Here is a 15,144-nt window from a genome sequence, read left to right on the forward strand (position 1 = left end):
CCATGTCCGCAATCCCTCTCTCCACCACCGAAACCGTCGAGGAGCAGCCGGTCAGCCTGTGGCGCGACGCCTGGTATCGGCTAAAGCGCAACAAGCTTGCCGTCTTCGGCCTGGTTATCGTCCTGATCCTCGCCTTCACGGCGATCTTCGGGCCTTACCTGACGCCCTATGACTATCTGAGCCAGGATCTCAACGCTCGTAACGCGCTGCCGTCGATGAGCCATCTCTTCGGAACCGACGATCTCGGCCGTGACGTCTTCAGCCGGGTGGTCTTCGGCACCCGGACCGCTCTCCTCGTTGCAGTCATCGTCACTTTCTTCGCGGTGTTGATAGGCCTCACGCTCGGCGCGATCGCCGGTTTCTTCGGCAATCCCTTCGACCGCGCCATCATGTGGCTGACCGACGTGACGATGTCGGTTCCCAACCTGCTGCTCGTCGTCGTCATCAATGCATCGCTGAAATCGCCGATCACCCGATGGATGGAGGCGCGCTACCTCGAGACGCTCAATCCCTTCTACCGCCAGACGATATGGGTGGATTTCATCCTCGTCTTCGGCTCGATGGCGCTGATCTCCTGGCCACCCTATGCCCGTCTTGTGCGCGCCCAGGTGCTGTCGATCCGCAGCCGGCCCTATATTACCGCGGCACAGGCGCTCGGTCTTTCGAACTGGGTCATTATCAAGCGTTACGTCGTGCCGAATGCGCTCGGGCCGCTGATCGTCTCGGTCAGCGCCGGCCTCGGCACGGCAATGGTGCTGGAAAGCGCCTTCAGCTTCCTCGGCGTCGGCGTCAATCCGCCGACGCCGAGCTGGGGCAATATGATCTCGGACGGTCTTCGCGTCTGGCAGCATTATCCGCATCTTCTCGCCGCTCCGGCGGCCGTGCTCGGCCTTGCCTCGGTTGCCTTCAGCTTCCTCGGCGACGGCCTCAACGACGCGCTCAATCCGCGGGGCAGCAAATGATGGACACGCAAAACAGCGAACGCCTGCTCGACGTCAGGAACCTCACCGTCGAGATCGACGGCCGCAATGGCCCGGCCGTCGTCGTCGACGGCATCGATCTGCATGTCGACAAGGGCGAGACCCTCGGCGTCGTCGGCGAATCCGGTTGCGGCAAGAGCCTCACCATGCTGAGCCTGATGCGGCTCCTGCCGAACAAGATCAAGGTCACCAAAGGAACCGCCACCTTCGACGGCCGCGATCTGCAGACGATGTCGAATCGCGAGCTGCGCAAGGTGCGGGGTGGCGATATCGGCTTCGTCTTCCAGGATCCGATGACGTCTCTCAATCCCGTCATGCGGGTCGGCGATCAGATTTGCGAGCCGCTGATCTATCACCGCGGCATGAAAAAGGCAGCGGCCCGCGCCCGTGCCGTCGAGCTTCTGCGCCTCGTCGGCATTCCCGGCCCGGAAGAGCGCCTGCAGGCCTTTCCGCATGAGCTTTCCGGCGGCATGCGCCAGCGCGTGATGATCGCGATCGGCCTTGCCTGCAATCCCAAGCTTCTGATCGCCGATGAGCCGACGACGGCGCTCGACGTCACCATCCAGGCTCAGATCGTCGACCTGGTGAAGGATCTGCGCGCCAAGCTCGGCATGTCGGTTGTCTGGATCACCCATGATCTGGCGCTGATCGCCGGTCTCGTCGACCGCGTCGCCGTGCTCTATGCCGGCACCGTCGTCGAGGATGCACCGGTCGACGAGCTCTATGCCCGTCCGAGCCATCCCTATACGCGCGGCCTGCTCTCCTCGATCCCGAAGCTATCAGATCCGCCGGCAAGCCGGCTGAGCTCGATCGGCGGCACGCCGCCGGAACCCGGCCGCCGGCCGAAGGGCTGCCCGTTTGCGCCGCGCTGTCCACTCGCCGAGACGATCTGCCACGAACAGGTGCCGCAGCTTGAACGCTTAAGCGGCAGCAGCAATCACCGCGCCGCCTGTTTCGTCGTCCAGAGAATGCAGGAGGCCGCGTGATGGCTGCTCAACCACTGCTCAAGATCGAAAACCTGGTCAAGCATTTCCACGTTAGGCTCGGCGCCTTCGGCGAACGCTCGGCGACGGTCTATGCCCTCGACAACGTCAACCTCGATATCATGGAAGGCGAGACGCTGAGCCTCGTCGGCGAATCCGGTTGCGGCAAGTCGACGACCGGATTTACCATCCTGAACCTTTACAAGGCGACCAGCGGCAAGGTCGTCTACAAGGGCCAGGATCTCGCGACGCTCGATGAAAAGCAGATGCGGCCTTTCCGCCGCGACCTGCAGATCGTCTTCCAGGATCCCTATTCGACGCTCAATCCGCGTATGACGGTGGGCGAGGCGATCGGCGAGCCGATCCTCTTCCACAAGCTCTGCACCAAGGCCGAGCTGAAGGAGAAGGTGGCAACGCTGCTCACCGATGTCGGCCTGCCCACACGGTTTGCCCAGCGTTACCCGCATGAGCTTTCCGGCGGCCAGCGTCAGCGTGTCGTCATCGCCCGGGCGCTTGCCTGCCAGCCGAAATTCATCGTCTGCGACGAGGCGATCTCGGCGCTCGACGTGTCGATCCAGGCGCAGATCATCAACCTGCTGCTCGATCTGCAGGAGAAATACGGGCTGACTTATCTGTTTATCGCCCACGATCTGGCGGTGGTGCGCCATATCAGCACCCGCGTCGGCGTCATGTATCTCGGGCGGCTTGCCGAGCTTGCCAGCCGCGAGGAACTGTTCGACAATCCGCTGCATCCCTATACCAGGGCGCTGCTGTCGGCCGTTCCGGAGACCGATCCGGAGCATGAGCGCACCCGCCAGCGCCAGATCCTGCAGGGCGACGTGCCGAGCCCGCTGAACCCACCAACCGGCTGCCGTTTCCACACCCGCTGCCCGATCGCGATGGATGTCTGCAGCAAAGTTATTCCGGCTTGGAAAGAGTCCAAGCCCGGCCATCTTGTTGCCTGCCACGCCGTCAATATGGGTGAGATTGCATGACGCTGAAGGCTGCGATCATTGCCGATGATCTGACGGGTGCGCTCGATACCGGCACGCCCTTCGTCGCGGCCGGCCTTTCGGTTGCGGTCGCCGTCGATGTCGAGGCGGCACAGGATGCGATCGCCACCGGCTGCGATGTCCTGGTCATCAACACCGCCTCTCGCGCGCTTAGTGAGCGTGAAGCTGCCGAAAGGGTCCGATCGGCCGCCGAAGTCATTCGTGACGTCAAACCTTCCGTTGTCATGAAGAAGATCGACTCCAGGCTGAAGGGCAACGTCGCTGCGGAAAGCCTTGCGCTGAAAAAGGCGCTTGGCCTGAAGACCATCCTGGTTGCGCCCGCCATCCCCGATCAGGAGCGCGTGACCTACCGCGGATGTGTCGTCGGCCGCGGCGTCAACAGGCCGCTGCCGATCGCCACCCTGTTTGCGAGCAGTGCGGACAGTGTTGTCGTTGCCGATGCCGAGCATGATAGCGATCTCGATCAGATCGTCGAGGGTCATGACTGGCTGACGACGCTCGGCGTCGGTGCGCGCGGCCTGGGGGCCGCATTTGCCCGCCGGCTCGGCGAAACGGGACGGTGGCCGATGATGGAATTTACCGCGACCCCGCGGACGCTGTTTGCCTTTGGCTCGCGCGATCCGATTACCTCAGTGCAGATGAACCGGCTCGAAGCTTCGGGCGCCTTGCGCGTGCTGACGGACGCGCCAATGGGTGAGATCGAATGCGGCGAGGGCTTGGCGCTGCCGGCGCTGCTGCGCTGCACCGGCGAGATGGAGGCCGATGCAGCACTCGTCGCCCGCCGTTTTGCCGATGGCGTCAAGGTGGTCATCGACGATACCAGGCCTGAGATGCTGATGGTCGGTGGCGGCGATACAGCGCTTGCCGTTTTTCAGGCACTGGGGGTCAGAGTCTTGGCGCCAAAGGGCGAGATCGAGGCTGGGATCCCTTGGTTTGATGTCAGCGCCCCCGACGGGCCGCAATTTCGGTGCGCCGTGAAGTCGGGGGGCTTCGGCAATCCGGATAGTTTGTTAAAGCTGGTTCTTCGGAATCAGGCGGCATAAGATACCGCCGGGGAGAATGACGTGGTTGAAGTGAATGGCGAATCGTTGAACGCGGAAGCCGGCCCGCCGGGCAAGCCCGAACGTGGAAAGGCCGTCAAGCTGGTCGACCGCGTCTTCGACCAGCTGCTCGAGCGTATTCGCGGCGGGAACTATCCGCCGGATTCACGCCTGCCCGGCGAACATGAACTTGCCTCGATGCTAGGTGTTTCCAGGCCGATCGTCCGCGATGCGCTGGCCCGCTTGCGCGATCAGGGCATGGTCTACGCCCGGCAGGGCGCCGGCACCTTCGTCAGCGCCCATGGGTCGCCGACGACGCAGCTTGCCTATTCGCCGGTCAAGACCATTGCCGACATTCAGCGCTGCTACGAGTTCCGCCTGACCATCGAGCCGGCCGCGGCCTATTTCGCCGCCAAGCGCCGCAATGAGCAGGCGATCCAGAAGATCGCTACCGCCCTTGCGGATCTGCGCGAGGCGACCAGCCATCAGCTTCACCGCACCGATGCCGATTTCATCTTCCATCGTGCGGTGACGGAGGCTGCCAACAATCATTATTATACGGCTTCGATCGACGCGCTGAAGGCTCATATCGCCGTCGGCATGCATCTCCACGGCCTTTCGCTGCTCGGCCCCCGCCAAGGGCTGGAACAGGTCTACGAAGAGCATAACGCCATCTACAAGGCGATCGCCGATGGCCGGGCTGACGATGCGCAAAGGCTGATGAAGGCGCATCTCGAAGGCTCCCGCGATCGTCTGTTCGAGGGCAGGGCGCTCGACCTGTCCTTCTGAGGCATCCCGGAGAGACAAGCCCGCTTTTGCTCAGGCCGCGCTCGGATATCCAGATAGGACCGCAGAACAATACCTATGGTAGCCAGCCACTGATTTTTTGCGCGAACGGTTATTCCCGCTCCTGGCGCGAAGATCAGCCTGGGATTTCGAGGGTAAACACCGTCCGCGTCTCATCGGACGCCACCCGCAGCCGACCACCATGCGCCTTGGCAATTTCGCTCGCGATGTAGAGACCAAGCCCAAGCCCTTGCTTGCCGCCGTCCGCAACCCTGGTGAATGGCAGGAACAACCTTTCGACGGCATCGGCTGGTATCGGCTCTCCGGCGTTTGCAACCGAGAGTTCGAACCCCGCATCCTTCGAGCGGGCGGTGATTGTTATCGGGCCGTCCGGAGAACCGTGCGCGACGGCGTTGGCAAGGAGGTTCGACGTAAGCTGTGCGAGCTTCGGACCGTCGCACATGATCGGCAGCGGGAGTCTAATGTCCGCTTCGATCCTTCTGCCGGGACGGGCCCCGGAAATCTCGTTGACGACCTGAAGCAGAACAGCGGCCAGGTCGGTCTCGCACAGCCGCACAGGGATCCCGCCGCCAAGTCGCCCGCGCGCAAAGTCCATGATGTCGTCAATGAGACCGCTCATTCGTTTAATCGTCGCCTCCACCAGCGACACGATCCTCTCCTGCTGCTCGCTGAGTGGCGACCTGGCGATCGCGCGCATGCCGCCGTCGATCGCGGCGAGCGGGTTTCTGAGGTCGTGACCTTTTGCTCGTAGATCAGCCGGTTCGATGCCCGGATGATGGTCAGCCTGAGAAAGAGCGGTTGCCCTGCGCCATCGCGCTGCTCGAAGCCGTTCATCAGAACCGGAATCTTGCCACCACCGGAGTTTCGCATCTCCAGCATAATCTCTTCGAACTCACCCTGCATCCTGAGCATGGGGGCGAGGTGGGTCTCGAGATAGATACTGCCGCCGATGGTCAGCAGATCGGACAGGCGTTTGCCCACCAGTTCCTGCGCCGTCTGGCCGAGCCAGTTGGCAAGCCGACCGTTCGCTCGAAGGACGATACCGCCCGGCGAGACGACGAGATTGCCCGTCATCGTGTTTTCGAAGAGGTTCTCGAAGTCGTCCTGAAGGTTCTTCGGCGCCGCGTGATCCATCTCAAGCTGCCTTGGCAAGGAAATTTGCGATCGCGGCGATCGTCTCCCTGGGTGCGCTCAAATTGGGGCAATGGCCGGTCGCCTTCATCACCACCAGGCTGCTATTTGCAAGCCGTCTGTGCATGTACTCGCCGACTTCGACAGGGGCAATCACGTCGCTCGAACATTGAAGGATCAGGGTCGGGATGTCGAAGCCCTGCAGCAGATGCCTGCAGTCTGAGAGAAAGGTCGTCCGCGCGAAATGGCGCGCGATCTCCGGGTCCGTCCTGCAAAAGCTCTCAGTCAGCTCCTCGGCGAGCACCGGCCTGTCGGGATTGCCCATAATGACGGGGGCCATGGCGCCAGACCAGCCGAGGTGGTTGGACTCCAGCAAGTCCATCAGCTCCTCGATCTGATCCTGCGAGAAACCGCCGACATAGCCGTCGCTGTCGATATCGCACGGAGAGGGGCCGACCATGACCAGCGACTTGAAGAGATCAGGACGCTTCCTTGCAGCGATCAGTCCGACCATGGCGCTAACCGAATGGCCGACGAAAATGACTTTCTTCAGTGATAGGGCGTCAATGATCTCCACCACGTCGTCCGCATAGCCGTCGAGGGTGGCGTACTTTTCGAAGGAATAGGCCTTCAGGTCGGATTGCGCCGATCGTGCTCCTGCTGCCAACATGGGTAAGGTCAGGGCCTGTGGTACCTGATGCCTCGGTGCCGCGTATCGAATGGCAGGCGGCGCAAGGCTTGCTCATGAATACCAGCTTTCCAGCTGCGGCTTCACCGTCCAGTGGGGCGGCGGCTGCGAGCCTTTGCGCTTCTAGCCATCGGGCATAATCCCCGGGCTCGTCGGCGACGACCAGCAATGCCATATGACTGTGTTGCAGACCGCAGAACTCGGCGCACTGACCGCGGTAGATGCCGGGTTTGCTGGCATGAAGCGTCAGCGCATTTTCGCGTCCGGGAACCAGATCCTGCTTTCCTGTGAGGTTCGGCACCCAAAAGGAATGGATGACGTCGCTTGCCTCCAGGCGAAGGCGCACGTCCGTTCCGACGGGGATATGCAGCTCGTTGGCGGTCTGGAAGGTCTTTGCGGGATCGCGATCGAGGTAGGTGAACTGCCACCACCATTGTTGCCCCCGAACGACGATCGTCGGGGGATTAGCCTTGCCGCGATCGAGGCTTGGCGTTGCGTAAAAGCTGGCAGCGGTCAGGAACGTTATCACGATGAATGTTGCCACGATTGCGCCGGCAACGACCCTGCCCATGGAACGCTCGGTCTGCGGACTGCCAGAAGTCTCGCTCCTCGCGCGAACCAAAGCCCAGGCCATGACGCCCATGACCAGCACGAAGACGATGCCGCAGACGGCGAAGAAGAGAAATATGAGGTTCTCCAGTGCCAGCGCGGACGGCCCGCCCGCATCCAGCGCCGATTGCCGACCGGCACAACCGGAGAGAAACAGCACGCATGCGGGGGCGGTTTTCAAGGCTGGACACCTCGATCGGAGCGGACGCCGGCCGGTCCTTGCTCGAAAAGACCCGCGGCCGGTGCGCGGTTCTCGGACGGTCTCGTATGCTTGTCGTCATTGCGGCTCGGCGCGGTATAGGGCACGGAATAGGCACCGATCGTCCTGACATAGCCGGCGAGCTGCCAGATCTGGTCGCTCGTCATCTTATTCCCGTAAGACGGCATGCCTTGAGGCCTGCCGTCGCGAATGGATGCAACGACTGATACCATTTCAGGGCCGTAGAACCACCACCCGTCGAGGAAGGAGGGACCTGTTCCACCGCGTCCGTCTCCATGGCAAGTAGAGCAGCCGAACCAAGAATAAAGGCGCTTGCCCTGGCTCAAATCATAGGCCGTCGCCTCATAGGGTTTGCCGAGCGCGAAATAGACATCCGGCGGCGTGCCGCCGATGCGGTCGGACATGAGCCGGAACTGATCGAGCGCCGAGGTGACAGGCGGGTCGGACCGGTATTGGCGCGGGTGTCGTGCCCATCCGATCGCCACGCCGATGAGCAACATGCAAAGCAGCGTTCCTGCCGCAAACCAATTGAAATGTTTTGCCGCGCTCATCGCCACCGCTCCTGATCAGGATGGCGATGAGGTGCTGGAGAGGCTGAGGCTCACCGGCAACAGCTTGTAAGATGGGGTCTTGGCTTTGGCGTCATGATGGGCCAGCGGAAAGAGCGGGTTGGCCTCCGGGTAATAGGCCGCGCAGCAACCCTTCGGCATGTCATGCCGGGCGATCCTGAAGCCGGTGACACGGCGCGTCGTGGCAAAATCGATTGCCGTCGTCAGATCGACGAAGTCACCGTCCTTAAAGCCCAGACGCTGGATGTCCTCCTCGTTCATGAAGACGACCTTTCTGGTCCCATCCACCCCGCGGTAGCGGTCGCCATAGCCGTAGATTGTCGTGTTGAACTGGTCGTTCGAGCGCAACGTGGCAAGGTTGAGAACCTCGCCGGCGGCGGGGTCGATGTCGAGCTGCGGAAAGAGCCGTGACGGCGTTATGAAATTGGCCTTCTTGTTGGAGGTGGCGAATTTGCGCTGCCGCGCCGGCACCGGCCGCGGAAAGCCTCCCGGCTGAAACATGCGTTTGTTGAAATCTCTGAAGGTTTCTGGGTAGGTCCCTTCGATCGCATCGCGGATTTTTGAATAGTCGCCAACCCATTCGTCCCAAGGAACACGGCCTTTGGTCAGCGTTGCCTTGGCAATGCCCGCGATGATCGCAGGCTCAGACAGGAGCTCTTTGCTCGCGGGCTTTGCCCTTCCACGTGATCCGTGGAAATGCGCCACCGAGCTTTCGATAGAGACTGCTTGCGGACCGCTTTCCTGTTCGTCGATCTCCAGGCGGCCGAGACAGGGCAAGAGATAGGCGATCTCGCCATGGATGACATGGCTGCGGTTGAGCTTGGTGGCGATCTGGACGCTCAGGCGGAGCTTTCGCCATCCTTCCTCCATTGCTTCCGTTTCCGGGACCGCGCGCAGGAAATTACCGCCGAGGCTGACAAAGGCCTTGGCTTCGCCTTGCATGATTGCCTTGCAGGTATCGACTGTCGAACGACCCTCCCAGGTCGGTGGTTCGAACTGGTAGAGTTCCGACAGCTTGTCGAGGGGGGCGAGGCCCGGCTTTTCCGTTATCCCGACCGTGCGCTGCCCCTGGACGTTCGAGTGACCTCGCACAGCACAGATATTGGCGCCGGGTTTGCCGATATTCCCCCGCAAAAGAGCGAGATTGACGACCATATGAACATTCTGAACGCCCAAGACGTGTTGGGTCAGCCCCATGCCGTAGATCATCAGCACGGCTTCGGCCTTGGCATAGGTGTGTGCCGCCTGGGTCATCTGTTGGCGCGTCAGACCCGACACCCGCTCCAACTCCGCCCAGTCGTGTCGGCGCGCAGCAGCGGCAAATTCTTCAAAACCCGAAGTATGTGTCTGGATGAAATCATGGTCCAGCACGTGCCTCTTGTCGGCTGCCGCCATCGAGGCGGCAAAGGCGACCGTTGCAGCATTTGACGGATCTTTCGGCACGTCATCGGAGCCAGCGACCTTGCTCGTTCCCGACGCCTTCAGCGCGTCGTCGGCCTCGATCAGCGCCTTGCAGACGCCGAAGAGTGCCGCAATGTCGCCGCCGTTTCTCACCTGGTAATATTCGGAGGAGATCGGCGTCGAACGGCCAGTCAGCATCTGGCTCGGCATTTGCGGATTGATGAAATGTTCGAGACCGGGTTCGCGCAACGGATTGAAGGTGACGATCTTTACGCCTCTGTCAACCGCATCCTGCAGGTCGTGAAGCATCCTCGGCGAGGAGGTGTTCACGTTCTGGGCCATATAGAAAATGCAATCGCAATTCTCGAAATCGGAAAGGATCGCCGTACCGACGGCGGAGCCGATACTTTCCGGGAGAGCAACCGAGGAGCTTTCGTGACACATGTTGGAGGAGTCAGGCAGATTGTTGCTGCCGAAGATGCGGGCGAAAAGCTGGTACATATAGGCGGTTTCGAGCGAGGCCCGCCCAGAGGTGTAAAAATCGACCTGCTGGGGAGCGATGGCCCGCAGCTCCTGGCCGATTTCTGCAAAGGCGTCATCCCAGCTCACAGGCTCGTATTTGTCGGTTTCGCTGTTCCAGCGCATAGGGTGGGTCAGGCGGCCTTGCTCTTCAAGATCGTGATCACTCCACTCTTCCAACTCACGCAAGGTATGGGAGGCGAAAAAGCCTTTGTCTGCCCGGCGGCTGGTGATTTCCCAGGCGGTTGCCTTGGCGCCGTTCTCGCAAAATTCCATCGGATGAGGTTTGGCAGGCTTGGCCCAGGCGCAGCTGACACACATATAGCCGTCGGCCTTGTTTTGATGGATAAGCATCGACGACCCGGAACGCGGGACGTGCTCGCGCAGAAGAATCTCTCCGGTAGATCTGGCTGCTCCCCATCCGCCCGCTGCATGGCTTCCTTTGCCGATCTTGGGGTGATTTTTCGATCTCGCTGACATTTTCGCCTCTCGACACTTTCTGACGCAGAAATTCCCGGCCGACGTTCCGTCACGCCGAACTCCGCCAGAGACCAAACTGTTCCATGCTCGGGCTTTCCAGGATTGAAGATATCGGCGCAGCCGGGCTGTGAGCGTTATCCCCCGGGGGTGAGATGCTTTTCGACTGGCCGGATAGCTTCTTGCTAGCGTAGGGCCAGCGTCATTCTTCGGCTGGCCGCCGGCGGAAAGATGATCAGTCGATGAGGTTGCTTCCGAGCATCGACAGCAAGGACCCGCGTGCCCGGCTGACGCGGCTTTTCAAGGTGCCTATCCGGCATCCGCATAGCTTTGCGGCGTCCTCGTAACTCGTTCCGGTCGCAACAAGTATCAGCGCGCGACGCCTGTCGTCTGGAAGTTGCGTGAGTGCTCGTTCTAGCTCACGCTCCCGCAGGGCCCATTCCTGGCTTGGCGCAATTGCCACCTGTTCCATTACCGCGTCCATGGCGGTTGGCTCGCGTTTCTGTCGGCGGTAGTTGGTGCAAAATGTGTTTCTGAGGATCGTGAAGAGCCAGGATTTGAGTGAGGTGTCGGGCTTGTAGAGGTGTCGCGAGTTCAATGCCTTTAGCAGGGTTTCCTGCACGAGATCATCGATGTCGTCCTCGCTGCGCAGGAACCTTCGGGCAAAAGAACGCAACGCCGGCGTCAACTGGACGATCTCCGACTCGATGGCGGACGTTTGCTTGCAATCCGACGCAGAGCTTACCGGGAATGAAGAATTCATTTTTCCCTCCTGTTATAAGAAGGAAAAGCGGTACGCCTGCTCTTCGTTGCTGTACGCTACCGGACAAACCGGGTGGTTGTGATCGGCCGACAGATCTTCCACGAAAGTGCTGGTTTCAGCACGGACGAAACGCGCGGAAATGAGGACGCCGGGCCCGTTGCAGCTCCAGCAGCACCATCCTTGTTTTAAGCTTCAACTTCGCCATAAAGCTGACCGCACATCGTCAGCGATTGGCGCATCGCGGCCACGCGCTCTTCGGCATCTTTGGATGAATAGGCCCAGATTTCCGTCGCCCAGTTCTTGCCGTCCATATCGTATTGGAGAGCAAACCTGTAGAGCTTCCGATTATCACCGTCCGTGGCCACGAAAGCGGCATTCGGACCGTCGTGACTGTTTCACTCTTCTGAACATCAAAACATTCACAATAGGCTCCTTGGCTGTTCATTGTGCGGCTCCCGAGACGCGGCGCGGCTTTCCAGGGCTTAACCGCGGCGTCTGGGTTTCGTTCCCGCGAATGGGCCGGCCAATCCCGGCGATCACGACCGGCCATTCCACCCTTCGCATCGGTGGCCTTCCCTTCGGTACAGGCGAAGCTTTGCGGTCGGGTCCTGGCATTCGGAAAGCTGAGACAGTCGCTGAGTATCCGAAAAAGCTACAGATATTACGTGATGCTACAGGTCTCGGCATGGTACGCCTGCTAGTGTTTGGGCTCCAAAAGCTTCCTCCTGAGCGATCGCAGGATGTGTGGATGCGTGCATGGCAAAACGTGGTGTGGCTCTTTTTCTCCTCCTGACGAGTTGCGGGCATCCGGACGGCGTGATGACGCCGGTTTCAATGTCATCGTCGATGCCACCGACATCTAGGGTCGACATGCTGGTCGCCACCACGCGCGAGCCTTCCGGAAGCCCCGCCACGCTCTTCAATGGCGAGCGCAGTTCCAAGCCGCATCTGACCCAGATCTCGATTTCTATTCCAGCAAAGCGCGAAGTCGGCACCGTGCAGTGGCCAATGCGCCTTCCGCCCGATCCTGCCACCGACTTTGCCGTGACCAGTGTTCAGCAGATCGACACGGTGGCGCAAGGCCGCGTCTGGTTTCGGCAGCATGTAAACGGCGGACATGCGCTCGTCTTCATTCACGGCTTCAACAACACCTATGAGGATTCGGTTTTCCGGCTGGCGCAGATCGTCCACGACAGCAAGATGCAGGCGACGCCGGTCCTGTTCACCTGGCCGTCGAGAGCAGAGATTACCGCCTACCAATACGACAAGGAAAGTACGAATTATTCGCGCACGGCGCTGGAGCAGGCGCTGCGCACGCTGGCAGCTGATCCCAACGTCAAGGACATCACCATCATGGCCCACTCGATGGGCACATGGCTTGCCATGGAATCTCTGCGGCAGATGGGAATACGCGACGGCCACGTCAATTCGAAGATCCACAATGTCATCCTGGCCTCACCTGACATCGACATCCAGGTCTTTGCCAAACAATATGTGGAGATGGGCGAGCCCCGTCCGAAATTCACGATCTTCGTCTCTCAGGATGACAAGGCTCTTGCGATCTCCAGCTTCATCACCGGACGCGTCTCCCGTCTCGGCGCGATCAATCCGGCCGAAGAGCCCTACCGCTCGAAGCTGGAAAAAGCCGGCATCACCGCCATCGACCTGACAAAGGTGAAGAGCAGCGACAGTCTCAACCACGGCAAATTCGCCGAAAGCCCCGAGATCGTCCAACTCATCGGACAGCGCCTCATGACCGGCCAGACCCTTACCGATTCCAAAGTCACATTGGGTCAAGGCCTTACGGCCGTCGTCGGCGGAACGGTGACCAATATCGGCACCGTTGCCGCTACCGCTGTCGCGGCACCGATTGCGATCATCGAGCAGCCCACCAGGCAACAGAGACCGCCACGATCCGCTAAGGACACGCTCGACGGCGACCTGAAGCAACAGACGCTGACGCAATGAGGAGTTCCAGGTTGAGATGGCTCTTTTCCTTTACTGCCGTTTTTCTGTTCGCATTGAATGCCTGGGCGCAAACTCCGCCGGCGGAGCCGCAACAGAAAATCGACGAACTCGTTCGCCTGCTGCAGGATCCGGACGTAAAGGCCTGGCTCGATAGCCGCAAGCAGCGCGAGCCTTTGACACCCGTTTCACCTGCGGGCAATTCTGCCTTGGCCAAGTGGGAGGCTGGGGCGCGGCTGGGCGTGAACCAGATCCTTTCGGCGATACCTGCGATACCGGCGGAAGTGACGGCGGCGGCGACAAGAGCAAGACGCGAAGCCGCCAGCAGGGGCTATGCGCCGATATTCGTGATATTTGGCGGCCTGGTCGCTTTCGGTCTCGCCGCCGAGGCGGTGTATCGCAGGTTTGCCGCTCGCCGTGAGGCATTGCTTGGCCGGCTTATCCCGGTCGGCATCTTCGCCGGAGCGATGGCAATCGTATTTTTCGCGATCGACTGGCCGCCACTCGCGCGAGTGACGCTTCTGGCCTATCTCGCCGCGTTCATCGTATTTCGATTGGCTGCCGCGCTCCTGTCGGTGGCGGCAATGGGTTCCCCGCTGCGCAGGAGGTTGTTGGTTCTGTTCGGGCTCGCTTGTTTTGCGGTCGCCACGGCCGTCGTCGGCGAGCCACTTGGGGTTTCTCCTGAGATCAGCAACGCCATCAGCTACTGCTTCTCGGTGGTTGGAATGCTGCTCGCGATCGAAGCAGCATGGTCGATCTGGGAGGGAAGCCGTGGCTGGAAAGTTGCGGTAACGGCCTATCTCGTCGTCCTGTGGTTCATCTGGTGTCTCAATATGAGGGGCCTCTTCTGGATCGGCACCTACGCGCTGGTGTTGCCGGGAATCCTGAACGCCGTCGGTCGCCTGGCACTATCCTTCACCAGCGATCCCGGTAGTCTGCGCGGTATTTTGATCGCGCGCGGCGCACGCGCCGCGGTTATCGTCTTCGCCGTGGGATGGCTGGCGCTTGTCTGGCATCTCAACCCTGACACGTTGGGTCAGCGCGACCCGATGATCGCCGCGCTTTTTTACGGCGGCCTTAAAAGTGTTCTCATCCTCGTGGTTGCTGACCTTCTCTGGCAGATCGCGCGGGGCTGGATTGATCGAACGCTGAGCGTATCGACCGGTACAACAACGCTCGCGCCAGCGGACGCCGCCCGACGTGCGCGGTTTCGCACCCTTCTTCCGATTTTCCGCAACGCATTGGCCGTCGCTGTTGCGGTCATGGCGGGTCTGATCGTGCTGTCGCAATTGGGTGTCCAGATCGGTCCGTTGATCGCGGGAGCAGGCATCTTCGGTGTCGCGATCGGTTTCGGCTCACAGACCCTAGTCAAGGACATCATCAACGGTGTGTTCTACATGCTCGACGACGCTTTCCGGGTGGGCGAATACATCCAGGCCAAGGATTACAAGGGAACGGTGGAGAGCTTCAGCCTTCGCTCGGTTCGTCTGCGCCATCATCGTGGCCCGGTGTTCACGGTGCCGTTCAGCGAACTGGGTGCTGTCGAGAACATGAGCCGGGACTGGGTGATCGACAAGTTCAGGATCACCGTCGGGTTTGATACCGATATAGACAAGGCGCGCAAGCTGACCAAGAAGGTCGGAGCCGAGCTTATCGAAGATCCTGAACTGGGCCCGCATTTCCTGGAAGCGCTGAAAATGAAGGGCGTCGAGCAGTTCGGCGACTACGGCATCGTGTTGAGCTTCGCCATGACCACACTTCCAGGCATGCAGACCTATATCCGTCGCAAAGCCTATGCCAAGATTCGCGAGGTGTTCCTGGCCAACGGGATTGCATTCGCGCAGCCGACGGTGCAGGTCGGGGGAGATGACAAGGGGGCCGCGGCGGCCGCTCAAGCGATCCGTGCGCAGCAGGCAAACGCGGCGACGCCGGCGAAGTGAGCTTACAGGGTCAGCCCATCGTCTGTCTCCCGTTCTGAA

The 15,144-nt window shown here is 60.9% G+C and carries 14 protein-coding genes and 1 pseudogene; 7 read left to right on the forward strand and 8 right to left on the reverse strand.

Features of this window, described 5'->3' with window-relative positions:
* Window positions 1–2 precede the first annotated feature (2 nt).
* From GR197_RS15930 to GR197_RS15950, 5 genes are read left to right on the forward strand one after another with little or no spacing between them, the layout of a single operon-like run.
* Window positions 3–962: an ABC transporter permease gene (locus GR197_RS15930; RefSeq protein ID WP_164011197.1), complete on the forward strand. Its 960-nt coding sequence runs from the start codon at window positions 3–5 to the stop codon at window positions 960–962.
* Window positions 959–1,966 (forward strand): ABC transporter ATP-binding protein, encoded by a 1,008-nt coding sequence (locus GR197_RS15935; protein WP_164011199.1) that lies wholly within the window; start codon window positions 959–961, stop codon window positions 1,964–1,966. The genes GR197_RS15930 and GR197_RS15935 overlap by 4 nt, the downstream gene beginning before the upstream one ends.
* Window positions 1,966–2,958, forward strand: coding sequence for an ABC transporter ATP-binding protein (locus tag GR197_RS15940; protein WP_164011201.1), 993 nt, complete (start codon window positions 1,966–1,968; stop codon window positions 2,956–2,958). The genes GR197_RS15935 and GR197_RS15940 overlap by 1 nt, the downstream gene beginning before the upstream one ends.
* The gene (locus GR197_RS15945) at window positions 2,955–4,019 is read left to right on the forward strand and encodes a four-carbon acid sugar kinase family protein (RefSeq protein WP_164011203.1); all 1,065 of its coding nucleotides are present in this window, start codon (window positions 2,955–2,957) and stop codon (window positions 4,017–4,019) included. Before GR197_RS15940 ends, GR197_RS15945 begins: the two co-directional genes overlap by 4 nt.
* A 21-nt stretch (window positions 4,020–4,040) precedes the next feature.
* Complete coding sequence (locus GR197_RS15950) at window positions 4,041–4,805, forward strand: FCD domain-containing protein (protein WP_164011205.1); 765 nt, start codon at window positions 4,041–4,043, stop codon at window positions 4,803–4,805.
* Window positions 4,806–4,938: 133 nt separating this feature from the next.
* Here the strand turns inward: GR197_RS15950 and GR197_RS32330 are convergent, their stop codons facing one another.
* The 8 genes and pseudogenes from GR197_RS32330 to GR197_RS15985 all read right to left on the reverse strand — a co-directional run bounded on the left by GR197_RS32330 (window position 4,939) and on the right by GR197_RS15985 (window position 11,565).
* A complete protein-coding gene (locus GR197_RS32330; protein ID WP_246724593.1) occupies window positions 4,939–5,520 on the reverse strand; it encodes a sensor histidine kinase in 582 nt (193 codons plus the stop codon).
* On the reverse strand, window positions 5,439–5,957 hold the full coding sequence (locus GR197_RS32335) for a PAS domain-containing protein (protein WP_246724594.1): 519 nt from the start codon (window positions 5,955–5,957) through the stop codon (window positions 5,439–5,441). The genes GR197_RS32330 and GR197_RS32335 overlap by 82 nt, the downstream gene beginning before the upstream one ends.
* Window position 5,958: 1 nt before the next feature.
* Window positions 5,959–6,594: pseudogene (locus tag GR197_RS15960) on the reverse strand (alpha/beta fold hydrolase); the annotation flags it as partial.
* Window positions 6,518–7,432, reverse strand: a complete 915-nt coding sequence (gene coxB, locus GR197_RS15965) for a cytochrome c oxidase subunit II (RefSeq protein ID WP_246724595.1) — start codon at window positions 7,430–7,432, stop codon at window positions 6,518–6,520. The gene coxB and the pseudogene GR197_RS15960, both read right to left, overlap by 77 nt.
* A complete protein-coding gene (locus tag GR197_RS15970; protein ID WP_164011207.1) occupies window positions 7,429–8,022 on the reverse strand; it encodes a c-type cytochrome in 594 nt (197 codons plus the stop codon). Before GR197_RS15970 ends, coxB begins: the two co-directional genes overlap by 4 nt.
* Window positions 8,023–8,037: 15 nt before the next feature.
* On the reverse strand, window positions 8,038–10,440 hold the full coding sequence (locus tag GR197_RS15975) for an FdhF/YdeP family oxidoreductase (RefSeq protein ID WP_164011209.1): 2,403 nt from the start codon (window positions 10,438–10,440) through the stop codon (window positions 8,038–8,040).
* A 232-nt stretch (window positions 10,441–10,672) separates the two neighbouring features.
* The gene (locus tag GR197_RS15980; protein WP_164011211.1) at window positions 10,673–11,200 is read right to left on the reverse strand and encodes a sigma-70 family RNA polymerase sigma factor; all 528 of its coding nucleotides are present in this window, start codon (window positions 11,198–11,200) and stop codon (window positions 10,673–10,675) included.
* Between the two features lie 185 nt (window positions 11,201–11,385).
* Window positions 11,386–11,565, reverse strand: a complete 180-nt coding sequence (locus tag GR197_RS15985) for a hypothetical protein (protein ID WP_246724596.1) — start codon at window positions 11,563–11,565, stop codon at window positions 11,386–11,388.
* A gap of 391 nt (window positions 11,566–11,956) precedes the next feature.
* Between GR197_RS15985 and GR197_RS15990 the strand changes: the two genes are divergently transcribed.
* Window positions 11,957–13,168, forward strand: a complete 1,212-nt coding sequence (locus GR197_RS15990; protein ID WP_164011214.1) for an alpha/beta hydrolase — start codon at window positions 11,957–11,959, stop codon at window positions 13,166–13,168.
* Window positions 13,165–15,105: a mechanosensitive ion channel family protein gene (locus GR197_RS15995; RefSeq protein ID WP_432444203.1), complete on the forward strand. Its 1,941-nt coding sequence runs from the start codon at window positions 13,165–13,167 to the stop codon at window positions 15,103–15,105. The genes GR197_RS15990 and GR197_RS15995 overlap by 4 nt, the downstream gene beginning before the upstream one ends.
* The last annotated feature ends 39 nt before the right edge of the window (window positions 15,106–15,144 follow it).

The sequence above is a fragment of the Rhizobium phaseoli genome (assembly GCF_010668805.1).
Lineage (GTDB): Bacteria > Pseudomonadota > Alphaproteobacteria > Rhizobiales > Rhizobiaceae > Rhizobium > Rhizobium phaseoli_A.